Annotated in this window: 18 protein-coding genes and 1 pseudogene; 5 read left to right on the forward strand and 14 right to left on the reverse strand. The window is 65.3% G+C overall.

Annotated features, from left to right (window positions below; all coding sequences use genetic code 11):
- Nucleotides 1-10: 10 nt before the first annotated feature.
- From rpsD to murI, 9 genes are all read right to left on the reverse strand, one after another.
- Nucleotides 11-625, reverse strand: a complete 615-nt coding sequence (gene rpsD / locus SH584_RS12565; RefSeq protein WP_322840827.1) for a 30S ribosomal protein S4 — start codon at nt 623-625, stop codon at nt 11-13.
- 146 nt (nt 626-771) lie between these two features.
- Nucleotides 772-1,497: an RNA methyltransferase gene (locus SH584_RS12570; protein WP_324807539.1), complete on the reverse strand. Its 726-nt coding sequence runs from the start codon at nt 1,495-1,497 to the stop codon at nt 772-774.
- Nucleotides 1,494-1,973 (reverse strand): transcriptional regulator NrdR, encoded by a 480-nt coding sequence (gene nrdR, locus SH584_RS12575; RefSeq protein ID WP_324807541.1) that lies wholly within the window; start codon nt 1,971-1,973, stop codon nt 1,494-1,496. The genes SH584_RS12570 and nrdR overlap by 4 nt, the downstream gene beginning before the upstream one ends.
- A 1-nt stretch (nt 1,974) precedes the next feature.
- Nucleotides 1,975-2,193 (reverse strand): hypothetical protein, encoded by a 219-nt coding sequence (locus tag SH584_RS12580; protein ID WP_322840824.1) that lies wholly within the window; start codon nt 2,191-2,193, stop codon nt 1,975-1,977.
- Nucleotides 2,194-2,200: 7 nt separating this feature from the next.
- Nucleotides 2,201-3,502: a serine hydroxymethyltransferase gene (gene glyA, locus SH584_RS12585; protein WP_324807544.1), complete on the reverse strand. Its 1,302-nt coding sequence runs from the start codon at nt 3,500-3,502 to the stop codon at nt 2,201-2,203.
- Nucleotides 3,502-3,951: a ribose 5-phosphate isomerase B gene (gene rpiB, locus SH584_RS12590; RefSeq protein ID WP_324807546.1), complete on the reverse strand. Its 450-nt coding sequence runs from the start codon at nt 3,949-3,951 to the stop codon at nt 3,502-3,504. The genes glyA and rpiB overlap by 1 nt, the downstream gene beginning before the upstream one ends.
- A gap of 32 nt (nt 3,952-3,983) precedes the next feature.
- Nucleotides 3,984-4,355, reverse strand: coding sequence for a YdeI/OmpD-associated family protein (locus SH584_RS12595; RefSeq protein ID WP_324809566.1), 372 nt, complete (start codon nt 4,353-4,355; stop codon nt 3,984-3,986).
- On the reverse strand, nt 4,316-5,536 hold the full coding sequence (hemA, locus tag SH584_RS12600; RefSeq protein WP_324807548.1) for a 5-aminolevulinate synthase: 1,221 nt from the start codon (nt 5,534-5,536) through the stop codon (nt 4,316-4,318). The genes SH584_RS12595 and hemA overlap by 40 nt, the downstream gene beginning before the upstream one ends.
- Before the next feature lie 56 nt (nt 5,537-5,592).
- A complete protein-coding gene (gene murI, locus SH584_RS12605; RefSeq protein WP_324809567.1) occupies nt 5,593-6,381 on the reverse strand; it encodes a glutamate racemase in 789 nt (262 codons plus the stop codon).
- 84 nt (nt 6,382-6,465) lie between these two features.
- Here murI and plsY point away from each other — a divergent pair, with 84 nt between their 5' ends.
- The 3 genes and pseudogenes from plsY (at nt 6,466) to topA (ending at nt 10,710) form a co-directional block, all read left to right on the forward strand.
- Nucleotides 6,466-7,056, forward strand: coding sequence for a glycerol-3-phosphate 1-O-acyltransferase PlsY (plsY, locus tag SH584_RS12610; protein WP_324807550.1), 591 nt, complete (start codon nt 6,466-6,468; stop codon nt 7,054-7,056).
- A gap of 5 nt (nt 7,057-7,061) precedes the next feature.
- Nucleotides 7,062-8,147 (forward strand): annotated as a pseudogene (gene dprA, locus SH584_RS12615) (DNA-processing protein DprA).
- Between the two features lie 55 nt (nt 8,148-8,202).
- Nucleotides 8,203-10,710 (forward strand): type I DNA topoisomerase, encoded by a 2,508-nt coding sequence (gene topA, locus SH584_RS12620; protein ID WP_324807551.1) that lies wholly within the window; start codon nt 8,203-8,205, stop codon nt 10,708-10,710.
- Here the strand turns inward: topA and SH584_RS12625 are convergent.
- The 5 genes from SH584_RS12625 to SH584_RS12645 are packed head-to-tail and all read right to left on the reverse strand — an operon-like array spanning nt 10,707 to nt 15,387.
- Nucleotides 10,707-11,447 (reverse strand): HesA/MoeB/ThiF family protein, encoded by a 741-nt coding sequence (locus SH584_RS12625; protein ID WP_324807552.1) that lies wholly within the window; start codon nt 11,445-11,447, stop codon nt 10,707-10,709. The genes topA and SH584_RS12625 overlap by 4 nt on opposite strands.
- Nucleotides 11,444-11,884, reverse strand: a complete 441-nt coding sequence (gene dut, locus SH584_RS12630) for a dUTP diphosphatase (protein ID WP_324807554.1) — start codon at nt 11,882-11,884, stop codon at nt 11,444-11,446. Before dut ends, SH584_RS12625 begins: the two co-directional genes overlap by 4 nt.
- Complete coding sequence (coaBC, locus tag SH584_RS12635) at nt 11,881-13,071, reverse strand: bifunctional phosphopantothenoylcysteine decarboxylase/phosphopantothenate--cysteine ligase CoaBC (protein WP_324807556.1); 1,191 nt, start codon at nt 13,069-13,071, stop codon at nt 11,881-11,883. Before coaBC ends, dut begins: the two co-directional genes overlap by 4 nt.
- A 5-nt stretch (nt 13,072-13,076) precedes the next feature.
- Entirely contained in the window at nt 13,077-14,609 is a 1,533-nt protein-coding gene (gene ubiB / locus SH584_RS12640; RefSeq protein WP_324807558.1) for a 2-polyprenylphenol 6-hydroxylase, read from the reverse strand.
- A 49-nt stretch (nt 14,610-14,658) separates the two neighbouring features.
- The gene (locus SH584_RS12645) at nt 14,659-15,387 is read right to left on the reverse strand and encodes a class I SAM-dependent methyltransferase (RefSeq protein ID WP_324807560.1); all 729 of its coding nucleotides are present in this window, start codon (nt 15,385-15,387) and stop codon (nt 14,659-14,661) included.
- Nucleotides 15,388-15,434: 47 nt separating this feature from the next.
- Here SH584_RS12645 and mutM point away from each other — a divergent pair, with 47 nt between their 5' ends.
- Complete coding sequence (gene mutM / locus SH584_RS12650) at nt 15,435-16,253, forward strand: bifunctional DNA-formamidopyrimidine glycosylase/DNA-(apurinic or apyrimidinic site) lyase (protein ID WP_324807562.1); 819 nt, start codon at nt 15,435-15,437, stop codon at nt 16,251-16,253.
- A gap of 109 nt (nt 16,254-16,362) precedes the next feature.
- On the forward strand, nt 16,363-16,626 hold the full coding sequence (gene rpsT / locus SH584_RS12655; RefSeq protein ID WP_322840809.1) for a 30S ribosomal protein S20: 264 nt from the start codon (nt 16,363-16,365) through the stop codon (nt 16,624-16,626).
- The last annotated feature ends 173 nt before the right edge of the window (nt 16,627-16,799 follow it).

Below are 16,799 nucleotides of genomic sequence, written 5' to 3' on the forward strand. Positions count from 1 at the left end.
GGAAGTCAGATCAGCGCGAATAGAATTCGACGACCAGGTTCGGCTCCATCTTCACCGGGTAGGGCACTTCGTCCAGCGTCGGAACGCGGCTGAAGGTTGCCTTGGCAGTGCCGTCGATGACGACGTAATCGGGGATGTCACGCTCGGCGAGGCTCTGCGCCTCGGCGACCAGTGCCATTTCCTGCGCCTTGGGGCCCAGTTCGATGACGTCGTTCAGGTCGACGCGGCGCGAGGCAATGTTGCACTTCACGCCGTTGACGCGGATGTGACCGTGGCTCACCAGCTGGCGAGCGGCCCAGATCGTCGGCGCGAACTTGGCGCGATAGACGATCATGTCGAGGCGACGCTCGAGAAGGCCGATCAGGTTCTGACTGGCGTCGCCCTTCATACGGCTTGCCTGCTGGAAGGTCTGCTTGAACTGCTTCTCGGTGACGTCGCCGTAATAGCCCTTCAGCTTCTGCTTGGCGCGCAGCTGGATGCCGAAGTCCGAAACCTTCGACTTGCGACGCTGACCGTGCTGGCCGGGACCATATTCGCGCTTGTTGACCGGGCTCTTCGGACGTCCGAAGACGTTCTCGCCCATGCGGCGGTCGAGTTTATACTTGGCGCTGGAACGCTTGCTCATGCTTATAATCCAATCTGCTCATTCGACATATCCCGGACCGCGCCACCGATCGAGGAGATCGGCAGGACCATCACTTCACCGGGGTGTGAGGTCGATTGCGAAGGGCGGCGCCTAGTCGAGCCCGCCTGAAAGGTCAAGCTCGAGGTCTATTGCGGACGCCCGCGGGAACGGGGGCTGACGAGGGTGCGGAGCATTCCCCGCATCGCCTTTACTTCGCGGCTCGACCAGCCGGGCTTGGTCAGGATTGTGCGAATGTTGGCACGGGTCGCAGCGGACCGCTCGATCGGAAAGAAGTAACCAGCTTCCGAAAGCGATTCACCCATCTGGCCGATCAGTCCCTCCAGTTCGGCCATTGTCGCCTCGGGTTCGCGATCCTTGGCGGTCGGCTGGGCCAACGTCGCGCTGCGCGACCATTCGTAGGCGAGCAGGATGACGGCCTGGGCGAGGTTGAGACTACCAAACTCCGGGTTGATCGGAACGGTCACGATCTTGGTGGCGAGACCGACGTCGTCGCTTTCCAGCCCGGAGCGTTCGGGCCCGAACAGAATCGCGGTCCGGCCGGCGCAGGCATTGATCTCGCTTGCCATTTCCTCGGGGCCGACAACCGGCATGACCAAGTCGCGGCGGCGAACTGTCGACGCAAATACCAGGCTGCAATCGGCGATAGCATCCTTCACCGTGTCGAAGATGACCGCTTGCTCGAGCACGCGGTCGGCGCCGCTCGCGGCGGGGCCGGCATCGGGATTCGGCCAACCGTCGCGCGGCGCCACGATCCGCATCTCGGTCAGCCCGAAGTTCATCATCGCGCGCGCCGCCTTGCCGATATTCTGGCCAAGCTGCGGTCGTACGAGGACGATCAGCGGCTTGCTCACAGCAGCTTGTCCTGACCCGGTGGCACGCCTTCTTTTTCGACCCGCTCGGCAATGTCGGCGAAGTCCCCGGGGTCGGTGAAGTCCTTGTAGATGCTCGCGAAGCGGATGTACGCCACGTGATCGAGCGTTTTGAGGCCCGCCATTACCGCCTCGCCGATCGCGGTCGAGGTGACCTCGTCGCCTCGCGTCTCCAGTTGACGCTGGACGCTGCTGGCGAGCCGCTCGATCTTGTCGGCGCCGAGATCGCGCTTGCGACAGGCGTGGCCGATCGCGCGCTCCAGTTTGGCGCGGTCGAACGGCTCGCGCTTATTGTCCTTCTTGACGACGGTGAGGTCGCGAAGCTGGACGCGTTCGAAGGTCGTGAAGCGCGCGCCGCAGCCGGCGCACTCGCGGCGGCGACGGATCGACGTATTGTCTTCCGACGGCCGGCTGTCTTTTACCTGGCTGTCGTCATGCGCGCAAAATGGGCACCGCATGCTAGCGCTTGATGCGCTGCCACAGCGCGATGCCCGCTCCGCCGATGACGCCAATCGGGATTGTCAGCACGGGGAGGAGGATCGCTGCCACCGCGCCGATGGCGGCGCCGGCAAGCACCGGCTTGGTCGAGGGATGCGACAGGCCTTCGCGACCCATGCCCTTCAATTCGTCGGTGGCTCGGCCGAGATAGTTCGGATCCTGGTCGTTGGGCTGGGTCATGGTTCGATCAATCCTGATAAATCGGGAACCGGGCGCACAAGGCGCGAACCCGGGCATTGACGTCGCGCTCGACGGCCTGATCGCCTTTGGCAACGCCGGCAAGCACATCGGCGACCATGTCACCGATGTCGGCGAACTCGGCCTCGCCGAAACCGCGGGTAGTGCCGGCAGGCGATCCTACGCGGATACCGCTGGTCTGCATCGGAGGGAGCGGGTCGAACGGGACGCCGTTCTTGTTGCAGGTAATGCCGGCACGCTCGAGCGCTTCGTCGGCGTCCTTGCCGGTGATGCCGAGCGGGCGGAGGTCGACCAGCGCAAGGTGCGTGTCGGTGCCGCCCGCGACGAGGTCCGCGCCGCGTTCCTTCAATCGGCCTGCCAGCGTCTGCGCGTTGCGGATCACCGCCTGCGCATAGGTCTTGAAGCCGGGTTCGAGCGCTTCGCCGAACGCGACCGCCTTGGCGGCGATGACGTGCATCAACGGGCCGCCCTGGAGGCCGGGGAAGACCGCCGAGTTGATCTTCTTGGCGATGGCCTCGTCATCGGTCAGCACCATGCCGCCGCGCGGGCCGCGAAGCGTCTTGTGCGTTGTGGTGGTGACGACGTGGGCATGACCGAAAGGCGTCGGATGCTCGCCCGCGGCGACGAGCCCCGCGAAGTGCGCCATGTCGACCATGAACGTCGCGCCAACCTCGTCCGCGATGGCGCGGAATCGAGCGAAGTCGATGTGGCGCGGGTAGGCCGATCCACCGGCGATGATCAGGGTCGGCCGATGCTCCTTGGCGAGCGCTTCGACCTGGTCGAAGTCGATCAGGTCATCGTCGCGACGGACACCGTACTGGATCGCGTTGAACCACTTCCCCGACATGGCGGGACGGGCGCCGTGGGTCAGGTGGCCGCCAGCGTCGAGGCTCATGCCCAGAATGGTGTCGCCCGGCTTGGTCAGTGCCAACATGACCGCGCCATTGGCCTGCGCGCCCGAGTGCGGTTGTACGTTGGCGAAGCCGCAGCCGAACAATTGCTTGGCGCGATCGATGGCAAGCTGCTCGACGAGGTCCGACGGGTGGCAACCCTGATAGTAGCGGCGACTTGGGTAGCCTTCGGCGTATTTGTTCGTGAAAACCGAACCCTGCGCTTCGAGCACCGCCTTCGAAACGATGTTCTCCGACGCAATCAGTTCGATCTGGTTCTGCTCGCGCTCCAGTTCCTCGCGGATCGCGGCGGCAACCTTGGCGTCGGCCGTGGCAAGGCTTTCGGTGAAGAAGCCGAGCGGCTGGACATCGGTAAGGGGACGGTCAGCGACGGTAGCCATCAAGTCGGTTCCTGTTCGGAGGGAGAGGCAAGCTGGTCGACGCGCCGCTGGTGGCGGCCGCCTATGAAGTCGGTGGAAAGGAAGGCATCGACGCACGCCTTGGCCATCTCCGGCCCAATCAGCCGGGCGCCTAGAGCGATGGCGTTGCAGTCATTGTGGAGCCGCGCGAGCGACGCGCTGACAGGCTCAGACACTTGCGCGCAGCGGCAGGCAGGATTGCGATTGGCGGCGATCGCGACGCCGATGCCCGATCCACAGACAGTAATTCCGCGCTCGGCGCGGCCATCGGCTAACGCTTCCGCCAGCAACGCGCCGAAGCGCGGGTAATCGACGCTTTCATGTCCGTTGGTGCCAAGATCGATCGGCTCATGCCCGGCATCGCGCACGTGGGCGACAAGGAGGTCTTTCAGATCGACCCCGGCATGGTCGGCGGTGAAGGCGATGCGCATGGCCAGCGTTTAGGGGATACGGTCGGGATTCGCTACCGTCGATTGGCGCTCGCGAGCGACATCGACGACTTGAACCACTTGCGGGCGGACTCACGACGATGCGGGCATCCGGGCCAGCAGCAGGGGCGCCGCTTCCCGGCAAGAATGTCGTCCTGAAGTCGGTCGAGACGCTGCGAGCGCGTCTCCTGCTTCTTCGCCGACGTCAGCCAGCAGATCCACTCGTTGCGCCCGAGCGCTGTCAGGTCAGCCCACTTCGCGTCCAGCGTCGCGTTGCCGTCGAGAACCCGTCGAAGCTCGGGAGGGGTTTCGTGGCGAAAGTCGGGGGATGGCGCGTCGATGGTTTCGCTTGCCCTCGAAATTCCGGTCAGGCGGCGCGGACTTCGCGCATCTCCAGCCGGTCCCAGATTTCGACGAGAGCTTCGGTCAGCTCGTCCATCATCGAATCGCTGTGGGTCGGTCCCGGGGTGAAGCGGAGCCGCTCGGTCCCGCGCGGGACAGTCGGGAAATTGATCGGCTGAACGTAGAGGCCGTATTCGGCGAGCAAAATGTCGCTGATCGACTTGGCCTTCATCGGGCAGCCCACGAGCAACGGCACGATGTGCGTCACGCTTTCGAGCAGCGGCAATCCGGCCTCGCGGAATTTGGCCTTGAGCGCGGCGGCGCCAGCCTGCTGAGCGGCGCGCTCCTCGGCCGAGGACTTGAGGTGACGGACGCTCGCCAGCGCGCCGGCGACCAACACTGGCGACAGGCTGGTGGTGAAGATGAAGCCCGGCGCATAGCTGCGGATGCAGTCGACGATCGTCTTGTCGGCGGCAATGTAGCCACCCATCACGCCGAACGCCTTGCCGAGCGTGCCTTCGATGATCGTGACCCGGTCGGCGACCGCGTCTCGCTCCGAGATGCCGCCACCGCGCGCGCCATACATGCCGACGGCGTGGACTTCGTCGAGGTAGGTCAGCGCTCCATAGCGATCGGCGAGGTCGCAGATCGCACCGATCGGGGCGATGTCGCCGTCCATCGAATAGACGCTTTCGAACGCGATCAGCTTCGGGGTCTCGGGATCCTCGTCGCGAAGTAGCTGCTCGAGGTGCTCAAGGTCATTGTGGCGGAAGACGCGCTTTTCGCAGCCCGAATTGCGGATGCCCGCGATCATCGATGCGTGGTTAAGCTCGTCCGAGAAAATGATGCAGCCGGGCAGCAGCTTGCCCAGCGTCGACAGCGCGGCTTCGTTCGAAACGTAGCCTGACGTGAACAGCAGCGCCGCCTGCTTGCCGTGAAGGTCGGCGAGCTCGGCTTCCAGGTCGACGTGATAATGGGTGTTGCCGCCGATGTTGCGGGTGCCGCCCGAACCGGCCCCGACGTCGTGAAGCGCCTTTTCCATCGCCGCGACCACGGCCGGGTGCTGGCCCATGCCGAGATAGTCGTTGGAGCACCATACGGTGATCGGCTTTGGCCCATTATGCCCATGGAAGCAGCGCGCGCTGGGGTAATTCCCCTTGGTGCGCAGGATGTCGATGAAGACGCGGTAGCGCCCCTCGTCATGGAGGCGATCGATCGCCGCCTTGAAGATGCCGTCATAGTCCACGCGGGCCCATTATCGCCAAGGCGCGACAATTGCCATAGCGAACGACTCGCAATTGGTCAGAGCGTCTCGATGATGGTCAGCCCGAAGCGGTCGAGCGCGGTCGTCAGGGAGGGCGGCGGGGGCGCGGTAAAGACGGCGCGGCCTGGGGTGGGATGCTCGGGCCAAGGCTGCCCGCGGGTGAGGCTGGCGATCCGGCGAGCGATTCCGGGGCCGCCGTCGATCCTCTCGATCCGCGGGAACGCGGCAGCGATCTCCTCGTCGAGCAAGGGAAAGTGCGTGCAGGCGAGCACCATCACATCCATCGCTTCCGCGCCGTGTGCTTCAAGCATCGGAGCGATTGCGGCGCGGACCGCGTCGACCGACACCGGATCGCCGGCCAGCTTCGCCTCCGCCAGTGTGACAAGGTCGGCGCTTCCGTGGCGGACGACGGTGCAGTCGGCGGCGAAGCGCGCGGCGAGATCGTCGACATAGGGCTGGCGCACGGTAGCCTCGGTACCGAGCACGCCGATCACCCGGCTGCGTGAGCGCTCGGCGGCAGGTTTGATGGCGGGAACGGTTCCGACCACCGGAATGTCGAGTGCGGCGCGGACATGGTCTAGCGCGATCGTGGAGGCGGTGTTGCAGGCGATCACCGCGAGGCGCGGGTGATAGCGTTCGACCAACCGACCGAGAAGGGCGGGGACACGCGCGGCCAACTCGGCTTCGCTCTTCGTGCCATAGGGAAAGGCGCCATTGTCCGCGGCGTAGACGATCGGCGCGTTGGGAAGCAGCGCGCGGGTCGGCGCAAGCACCGACAGTCCGCCGACGCCCGAATCGAAAAACAGCAGCGGCGCGTCGGGATTCATGGCGGCGTGATGGCGCGGGGTCATCGACACTGCAAGGCCGTGCCGCGCGGTTGCGGGCGACCTTCATTATGCTACCAACCGGCGATGGACACTTCGCTGATTGCCGCGCTTGCCCTTGGATATCTGCTGGGCTCGATCCCGTTCGGACTGCTGCTCACCCGGGCGAGCGGGATGGGAGATATTCGCGACATCGGTTCGGGCAACATCGGCGCGACCAACGTCCTGCGCACCGGATCGAAGGGGCTCGCCGCGCTGACGCTGATCCTCGACGCCGCCAAAGGCGCGCTCGCCGTTTGGGTGGCGCAGCGCTGGCTTCCGGGGTTCGAACAACATGCGGCGGCGGGCGCGCTGATCGGGCATCTTTATCCCATCTGGCTGCGCTTCAAGGGCGGCAAGGGGGTTGCCACATTGCTCGGCATCCTGATCCCGCTGCTGCCCATGGCCGCGATTGTCTACGCGATCGTGTGGATCCTGCTGTTCCTGGTCGTACGCATCTCGTCGGTGGCAGGGATGGCGGCAGCGATCAGCGCGCCGATCACGGCGGTTGCGATTGGGAAGGACGGACTGTTCCCCTTGCTGGCTGGTCTCGCCCTGCTGATTGTCTGGAAGCATCAGGAGAACATCCGTCGATTGCTTAAGGGGCAGGAGCCGCGCGTCGGTCGCAAATCGGCGTGAGCGCGATGCCCGACCTGATCGACCGTGTCCGGTTGATCCGCACACCTAGCATCGGTCCGATTGCCTTTCGTCAGTTGTTGCTTCGCTTCGGGAGCGCGGGTGCGGCGCTCGACGCCATTCCCGATCTGGCTTCGCGAGGAGGCGGCAAACCGCCGCGTCTTGCGACACGCGACGCGGCGGAGCGCGAAGTTGCTGGCGTCGAGAAGCTGGTGCGCGTTATCTGGCGCTGGGGCAGGGGCTTTACCCGCGCGCCTTGGCCGAACTCGACAATGCCCCGCCATTGGTCACCGTTAAGGGCCGCCTCGACTTGCTCGAGCGGCCGATGGTCGCGATCGTTGGGGCGCGCAAAGCCTCCGCTGCGGCTTGTCGCTTCGCAAGGGGATTGGCGGATGACCTGGGACGCGAAGGCGCCACGGTCGTGTCGGGCCTTGCGCGCGGAATCGACAGCGCGGCGCACGATGGCTCACTGGACAGCGGGACGGTGGCGGTGATCGCCGGCGGGATCGACATTTTCTACCCGCCGGAGAATGAAGCGCGGCAGCGCGACATCGCCGAGCGCGGACTGCTGATCGCCGAAATGCCTCCGGGCACCGAACCGCGCGCCCGGCACTTTCCCTATCGCAACCGGATCATCGCGGGCCTCGCGTCGGGAACGGTGGTGGTCGAAGCCGCCCCACGGTCTGGGTCGCTGATCACGGCGCGGTTGGCGGCCGAGGCGGGGCGCGAGGTGATGGCGGTGCCCGGCTCGCCGCTCGATCCGCGGGCACAGGGCTGCAACCAGTTGATCCGCGAAGGCGCGACATTGATCCAGAACGCTGCCGACGTGATGGAGCAGATGCGGCCGATCGCCGGGGTCGCGAGCCCATCCTTTTCGTTCGAACATCGACCCGCAGCCAGCGCCCCGCTCGACGCCGACGGTGACGCGCGCCCGGGTCGAGGAATTGCTTGGCCCGTCGCCAGTGCCGGTCGACGAGATCGTTCGCCTGTCAGGTGCCGATCCGGGCACGGTGCAGCTCGTCCTACTCGAACTCGACCTCGCCGGACGTCTGGATCGTCACGCCGGCGGCAAGGTCAGCCTGTCGGGCGCTTGACGCCGTCCCCGGCGGCCCGACAATCGCGCGTATACGTACGTAAGGAATCCAGCGCTTGAAACTCGTCGTCGTCGAATCGCCCGCCAAGGCCAAGACCATCGAAAAATATCTCGGACCGGGGCATCGCGTCCTGGCCAGCTACGGCCACGTCCGCGATCTTCCGCCGAAGGATGGTTCGGTCAATCCGGACGACGGCTTCGCGATGGATTGGGAAACCTATCCCGACAAGGCGAAGCAGCTGAAGGCGATCACCGACGAGGCCAAGAAGGCAGACTCGCTGATCCTCGCGACCGATCCGGATCGCGAGGGCGAGGCGATTAGCTGGCACGTGCAGGAAGTGCTCCGCAAGAAAAAGGCGCTGCCCGCGCACGTCGAACGTGTGACCTTCAACGCCATCACGAAAAGCGCCGTGACCGAGGCGATGAAGGCGCCGCGCGACCTCGATGAGGATCTGATCGACGCCTACCGGGCGCGCCGTGCGCTCGATTATCTGGTCGGCTTCACGCTGTCGCCGATTCTGTGGCGCAAGCTTCCGGGCGCCAAATCGGCGGGGCGCGTCCAATCGGTCGCGCTTCGCCTGATCGTCGATCGCGAGCGCGAGATCGAGCTTTTCAAAAACCAGGAATATTGGTCGATCGTCGCCCGCTTCGAGGCGGACGGCACGCCGTTCACCGCGCGGCTGGTCGCGCTTGACGGAAAGAAGCTCGACCGCCTGTCGATCGGCGACGAAGGCAGCGCCAACGCCGCCAAGACGATCGTCGAGGATGGGCGGTTCACGGTCGCTTCGGTCGAGACCAAGCCGCTCAGCCGTAACCCGCCACCGCCATTCACCACCTCGACCCTGCAGCAGGAGGCCGCTCGAAAACTCGGCTTCGCCGCCAGCCACACGATGCGCCTCGCGCAGTCGCTTTATGAAGACGGTCTGATTACCTACATGCGGACCGACGGTGTCCAGATGGCGGGCGAGGCGATCAGCGCCGCGCGCCGGGCGATCGCCGATCGGTACGACGCAGGCTACGTCCCCGACAAGCCGCGCCAGTACACCAGCAAGGCCAAGAATGCGCAGGAGGCGCACGAGGCGATCCGCCCGACCGACTTCACCAAGGATCGGGGTGGATCGGGCGACCACGCCAAGCTGTACGGGCTGATCTTCAATCGCGCGTTGGCGAGCCAGATGGCGTCGGCACGGCTCGAGCGGACGACCGTCGAAATGACCGACGGCCCCGGCCGGGCAACGTTGCGAGCAACCGGACAGGTCGTGCTCTTTCCCGGTTATCTGACGCTGTATGAAGAAGGCCTAGATGATCAGGCCGACGAGGAAGGCGGACGCATGCCCGCGCTTCGGTCGGGCGATTCGCCGACCAAAACCGGCGTCGATGCGACTCAGCATTTTACGCAGCCGCCGCCTCGCTATTCGGAAGCGAGCCTCGTCAAGCGGCTCGAGGAGCTCGGCATCGGACGCCCTTCGACTTACGCGGCGACGCTGCAGACGCTGAAAGACCGCGACTATGTGAAGCTGGAGAAGAACCGCTTCATGCCCGAGGAAAGCGGACGTCTTGTCACCGCTTTCTTGGAGCGTTTTTTCGAGCGCTACGTCAGCTACGATTACACCGCCGAATTGGAGGAAGGCCTTGACGACGTGTCGGGCGGACGCCTCGGCTGGCAGCAACTGCTCGAAGCGTTCTGGAAGGACTTCAAGCCCAAGGCGGGCGAGGTCATGGAGCAGCAGCCATCGGCCGTCACCGCGGCACTCGACGAATTCCTCGCGCCCTACCTGTTCCCCGATAAGGGCGATGGCGCCGACCCACGCGTCTGTCCGCTGTGCGGGACGGGGCGGCTTGGGCTGCGCGGCGGCAAGTTCGGCGCGTTCGTCGCTTGCTCGAATTATCCGGACTGCAAATACACGCGCCGCTTCGGGCAGGGCGAGGAAGGCGTGTCGGAAGGGCCGAGCGAACTAGGGAACGGCATCACCCTGAAGAGTGGGCGCTTCGGGCCCTATCTGGAGCGCGGCGAGGGCGAAGACGTGCAACGCGCGTCCATTCCAAAGGATGTCCCGCAGGACAGCCTGACGCTGGAGATGGCTGAGAAGTTGCTGTCGCTTCCGCGTCAGATCGGCGCGCATCCCGAAACGGGCGAGATGATCAGCGCGTCGATCGGTCGCTATGGTCCTTATCTGGTCCACGCCGGCAAGTATGCGCGGCTGTCGTCGACCGCGGAAGTGTTCGACACGGGCATGAACGCGGCGGTGGCGAAGCTGGCCGATGCCGCTAATGCGAAGGGCGGCCGTGGCGCCGCGAGAGAGCCGCTGGCGGTGCTTGGCGATCACCCGACGACCGGTAAGGCGCTGAAGGTCATGGAGGGCCGCTACGGGCCGTATGTGACTGACGGCGAAACCCATGCAACGCTGCCCAAGTCGGCGGACCCCTCGGCGGTGACTCTCGACGAAGCCGTCGTGCTGATCGACGAAAAGGCCGCGAAGGGCCCGGCCAAGAAGGGCAAGCGCAAGACCGCTGCCAAGAAGGCGCCGGCCAAGAAGAAGGCTGCGCCGAAGAAAAAAGCTTAGCCGCAGGCGCGGCAGGTCGGGTCGGCGGTCAGGCGCAAGGTCCGCCACGACAAAGCGCGGCCGTCAAACAGGTGAAGCTGACCGGCCGCGTCGGGCGCGATCCCGACGATAGCGCGGATCGCCATGAGCGCGGCCAGGCTTCCGACGATCCCGGTTAGCGCCCCAAGCACACCGAACTCGGCGCAGGTATCGCAGTCGTCGGCATCGAAGGCGTCGCCGACGAAGCAACGATAGCATGGCCTGGCGCGGAGCAGCGCGACCTGGCCCTGGAACTGCTGGGCGGCGGCCGAGATAAGCGGGATGCCGAGCGCGACGGCAGCGTCGCTGACAATCAGCCGCGTCGCGAAATTGTCGGTCCCGTCGATGATGATGTGATGGCCGGCGAGGATCTCAGCCGCATTTGACCGGTCGATCCTGGACGCGACGGTCTTGACGACGACATTCGGATTGCGGTTCGCGACGAAGGTAGCTGCAAGGTCGGCTTTGCCTTTGCCGACGTCGCTGGTCCGATAGATCGGCTGGCGCTGAAGGTTCGACAGGTCGACCGTGTCGCCATCGACGATCGTGAGGCAGCCGATGCCCGCCCCCGCCAGCGCCGGGATCACCGAAGCGCCAACGCCGCCCGCGCCGATCACCGCAACATTGGCCTGCTTCAGCGCGGCCTGACCGGCACCACCGATCTCGGGCAGGACGATGTGGCGGGCGTAGCGGTCGAGTTCGTCGTCGCTGAAGCTCATCGCCCCGTCGAGCCGAACCCGCCCGCGCCGCGATCGGTCTCGCACAATTCCTCGACCTCATCGAACGATGCAAGCGTCACCGCCGCTGGCACCAATTGCGCGACGCGTTCGCCGCGGCGAATTGGGAAAGGCTCGTCGCCGTGGTTGATCAGCAAAACCTTGAGCTCGCCACGATAATCGCTGTCGATCGTGCCGGGCGTGTTCGGCACGGTGATGCCGTGCTTGAACGCGAGGCCGGAACGTGGACGCACCTGAATCTCGTATCCTTGCGGGATGGCGACGCGGAACCCCGTCGCGACTGCGTGGCGCTGGCCTGGCATCAGGTCGAGATCTTCGGCGGCGACCACGTCCATTCCGGCTGCGCCGGGCGTGGCATAGCTGGGCAGGGGAAGGCCCTCTCCGTGGGGCAGGCGGCAAATCTGGATGGCAATCGTCATGACAGGTCCTGCGCGATTCGATCGATAAGGTGGCGGGCGACGTCCTCCTTGGCGGCTTCGGGCCAATCCTCCGAACCCGCCTCGGTGATCAGGTGGACGCGATTGCGAGCGCCACCCATGACGTCGCCGCTGACGTCGTTGGCGACGATCCAGTCCGCCCCCTTCGCGTGACGCTTTGCGATCGCCTGCGACACGACATCCTGAGTTTCGGCAGCAAAGCCGATCAGAAGGCGAGGGCGATCGGGACGGGCGGACACCGTCGCCAAGATGTCGGGGTTGGGCGCGAAGCGAAGTGCCGGGGGACCAGCACTTTTCTTGAGCTTGGAGGGACTGGCCTCGACCTTCCAGTCTGCCACGGCGGCGACGAGGATCGCGACGTCGGCGGGAAGTGCCTGATCCACCGCCGCCGCCATTTGCTCGGCGGTCTCGACATCGATCCGCGTCACGCCGCCCGGTGTGGCGAGGGAAACCGGACCGGCGATGAGGGTCACGCGCGCACCGGCCCGCGCGGCCGCCTCGGCGATCGCGAAGCCTTGCTTGCCCGACGAGCGATTGGCGATCACGCGGACGGGATCTATCGGCTCGTGTGTTGGCCCTGCGGTGACGAGAACATGCTTGCCCGCAAGCGGTGTCGGCAGGGTCAACGCATCCGAGCCGCCGAGCATCGGCGCGATCCGGCGCATGATGTCTTCCGGTTCGGGCAATCGACCCGGACCAAATTCGCCGCACGCCATCGGGCCTTCGTCGGGAGCAAGGACGGTGACGCCATCGGCGCGAAGCTGCTCGACGTTGCGCTGCGTCGCCGCGTGCTGCCACATGCGGACGTTCATCGCCGGGGCGATGACGACCGGTTTATCGGTAGCAAGCAGCAAGGTCGTCGCAAGGTCGTCGGCGATGCCCGCCGCCATGCGCGCGATGAGGTCAGCGGTGGCGGGGCAGACGAGAACCAGATCGGCGGCGCGCGAGAGCTGGATGTGCCCCATCTCGCTTTCGTCCTTGAGGTCCCACAGGCTAGTGTAGACCGGACTTTCGGCCAGCGCAGCGAGGCTCATCGGCGTGACAAAATGCGCGCCACCGGCGGTGAGGACGGGCGTCACCGAATGGCCCTGCTTGCGCGCCATTCGGATCAGTTCGGCCGCCTTGTATGCCGCGATGCCGCCACCGACGATGAGGAGGATTTTCGCCATTCGCGCTAGCCTAGCAGGAACATGGCGGCCGCTCCCAGTGCCGCGGCGATGAGGGCGGTAACGGCATAGCCAAGGCCCTGTGGGCGCTCGATCACCTCGACCTCCGCCAGCGGCGGCGGCGGCGGCGCAGCGCCGACGGGCGGATAAGCGGCGTCGATCCGTGTGATCAGGTCGGGGATCAGCTTGAACGCGCGCACCGTCTCGACGATGCGATCGGCGTAATAGGCTTCTGGCCCCAATTCGGTGCGCAGCCAGTCCTTCAGGAACGGCTCGGCCGCTTCCCACATGTTGATGTCAGGATCGAGCGCGGTGGCGACGCCTTCTTCCATGACCATCGTCTTCTGCAGCAGCAACAGGTGCGGCTGGGTCTGCATGTCGAAATCGCGGGTGATCGTGAACAACCCGTCGAGCATTCGCGCAACGCTGATGTCCTTGACCGGGAGGCCGCGGATTGGCTCGCCCACGGCACGCAGCGCCGTCGCGAATTCGTCGACGTTGTGATGCGAAGGGACGTACTGAGCCTCGAAATGAATCTCGGCGACGCGGCGGTAATTGGCGGTGATCAGCCCGTAGAGGATTTCGGCGAGCCACAGACGGGCGCGGCGGTCGATGCGGCCCATGATGCCAAAGTCGATCGCGGCGAGCCGGCCGTCCGGCAGCGCGAACAAATTGCCCTGGTGCAGGTCGGCATGGAAATAGCCGTCAACGACCGCTTGGCGGAGGAAGGCGCGGACCAACGTGGTCGCAAGTGCGCGCGGATCGTGGCCGGCCTCGATCAGCGCGGCACGGTTCGACAGCTTGATCCCGTCGAGCCATTCGAGCGTCAGGACCCGCCGCGCGGTGCGGCTCCAGTCGATCTCGGGCACATAGAAGCCCGGCTCCGCGATCATGTTGTCCTTGAGTTCGGACGCGGACGCGGCCTCGCGCTGGAGGTCGAGTTCTCGCCGGGTCCACTGCTTAAAGTGCGCGATGACGAGGCGCGGACGAAGCCGCTCGGCCTCGCCGCCAAGCAATTCGACATGCGCCGCCGCCCATTCATAAGTTTCGAGCGCGCGGGCAAATTCTTCCTCGATGCCCGGGCGAAGCACTTTCACCGCAACCTTGCGGCCTTCGATCGTGACCGCCTTGTGGACCTGCGCGATTGACGCCGCACCGATCGGAACCTCATCGAATTCGGAATAGAGCGCCGTCAGCGGGGCTTCGAGCGCCTGCTCGATCGCGGCCTTGATCGCGGGGAACGGGGCAGGCGGGAGCGAGTCCTGCAACCGGAGTAAATTCTCGGCGGCCGCATCGCCGACAAGGTCGGGACGCGTTGCCAACGCCTGACCAAGTTTGATTGCCGCAGGGCCAATTTCCTGAAGCGCCGAGGCGTAGTCCGGGGTCGCAGGCATCGACAGCCCGGAACGAGCGACTCGCACCAGGCGGCGGACATTGGGCGGGGTCAGCGGATCGCGCTCGATCCCTTGCAAGGCGCCATGCCGCGCCAGCGTTCGTCCCCAGCGCAGCAGGCGCCACAGATGGGTGGCAGCGCTGGTCAACGAACAACGCTCGCCGACGTGGCTCGGTCAGGCCGGGTCGGTGCGACCATCAAATCTTCCATCCGCCGTGGATCGCGACGAGACCACCGAGGATGGGTTCGACGCTGGTCGACGCGAAGCCGGCCTCGCCAATCATGTTTCGGAATTCCTCGATGCGCGGAAAGCGTCGGATCGATTCGACCAGGTAGCGATAGCTTTCCTCGTCGCCCGCAATGGCCTTGCCGATGCGCGGGATGACCGCGTCCGAATATTTGTCATAGATATCGCCGAACCCCGGCCACTCGGTCGTCGAGAATTCGAGGCAGAAGAAACGGCCGCCACGTTTCAGCACGCGATGCGCTTCCCGCAAAGCTGCAGGGACGTCGGTCACGTTTCGAATGCCGAATGCGATCGTGTAGGCGTCGAATTGGGCGTCATCGAAGGTTAGCGTTTCGGCGTTCTCGACCTGCCAAGTGAGGCCTTCGATTCCCTTCTTCTCGGCGCGCTCCATTCCGACGCCAAGCATGTCGGGGTTGATGTCGGTGACGGTGACCGAGGCGCCCTTGGCGGCCATGCGGAAGGCGATGTCGCCGGTGCCGCCAGCCACGTCGAGAATCATGTCCCCCGGACGGGGGCGGACCTTGGTGACGAAGCGGTCTTTCCAACGGCGGTGCAGTCCGGCCGACATCAGGTCGTTCATCACGTCATAGTTGCGGGCGACCGAGGAGAAGACGCCGCCCACCCGGCGAGTCTTTTCCTCTGGAGTGACCAGTTGATCACCGAAATTGACCTTGTCCATGACAAGCGCCTCTAGCGGGGTCGTCGGCGGGGCGCCATATGCCAGCCATGCCCGAGCTTCCCGAAGTCGAAACCACCGTCCGCGGCCTAGAGGCGGTGCTGAAGGGGCGGCAGATCGAACGGATCGAGACCCGGCGCGACGATCTGCGTCGTCCATTTCCAGCTGATTTGGGGCAGCGAATGACCGGAGCCAGGGTCGTCTCGCTCGGTCGGCGCGCCAAATATGGCCTGATCGACACTGATCGCGGGGACACGCTAATCTTCCATCTGGGCATGTCGGGGAGGTGGCGGATCGATCCCGATGCGATCGGCACTCACGATCATCTTGTCATCGATATCGACGACGGACGGCGGTTGAGCCTCAACGACCCACGTCGCTTTGGATCGGTAGACCTGGTGGCGACCGACGACCTCACCGAGTGGCCCGCGTTCAAGGCCTTGGGGCCGGAGCCGCTCGGTGGTTCGATCACCGGAGCCTGGTTGAAAACGAAGTTCAACGATCGCGTCGCTGCGGTGAAGCTGTTGTTGCTCGACCAGCGAATCGTCGCCGGACTTGGCAATATTTACGTGTGCGAGGCGCTGTTTCGGGCGCGGATCGATCCGCGCAAGGCCGGCGGGCGGATCGGGCGAGGTAAGCTCGACGCCTTGGCCGACGCCATTCCGGCGGTGCTGGAGGATGCCATTCGCGCCGGCGGCTCCTCGCTACGCGACTTCGCGGCGCCTGACGGTGAGCTGGGATATTTCAGCAAGCAATTCGACGTGTACGGTCGCGAAGGCGAGCCGTGCCGGGGCGGCTGCGAGGGCAAGGTGCGTCGGATCGTCCAGGGCGGTCGGTCCACCTTCTATTGTCCGTCATGCCAGCGATAGGCCGTGGTTGACGCGAATCGCGGTGTTGGCTAGGGGGACGCAACGTCGGCGCGACCCCATGGGCCTCGCGCCGCTTCTCTTTTGCGAACAACTATTTTGAGGTCGATCGATGGCGAACACGCCGCAAGCCAAGAAGCGCATCCGCCGCAACGCCAATCGCGCGGCAATCAACGGCGCCCGCGTCAGCCGTATCCGCCGGTTCATCAAGGCGGTCGAATCGGCGATTGCCGCCGGCTCCAAGGATGAAGCCGCGGAAGCGCTGAAGAAGGCGCAGCCGGAAATGGCGCGCGGAGTCGCTCGTGGCGTGCTTCATAAGAATACCGCCTCGCGGAAGTTCTCGCGCCTGACCAAGCGGGTTTCTTCGCTCGGTTAATTGCCGATTATCGTATCGTTTCGTAACGGGTCGTCGGGCAACCGGCGGCCCGTTTCATTTTGATGACTGAAAAAAGTCTAGGCTTTCCCGCGATTCGCAAAAAGCCATTCTTCCCGGAAAGCCAGTTTTTGGCGGAAAACTGGCGCAATTGACAGCAATCCGCGCCTTTCCGC

This window comes from Sphingomonas sp. LY29, assembly GCF_035593985.1.
Classification (GTDB): domain Bacteria; phylum Pseudomonadota; class Alphaproteobacteria; order Sphingomonadales; family Sphingomonadaceae; genus Sphingomicrobium.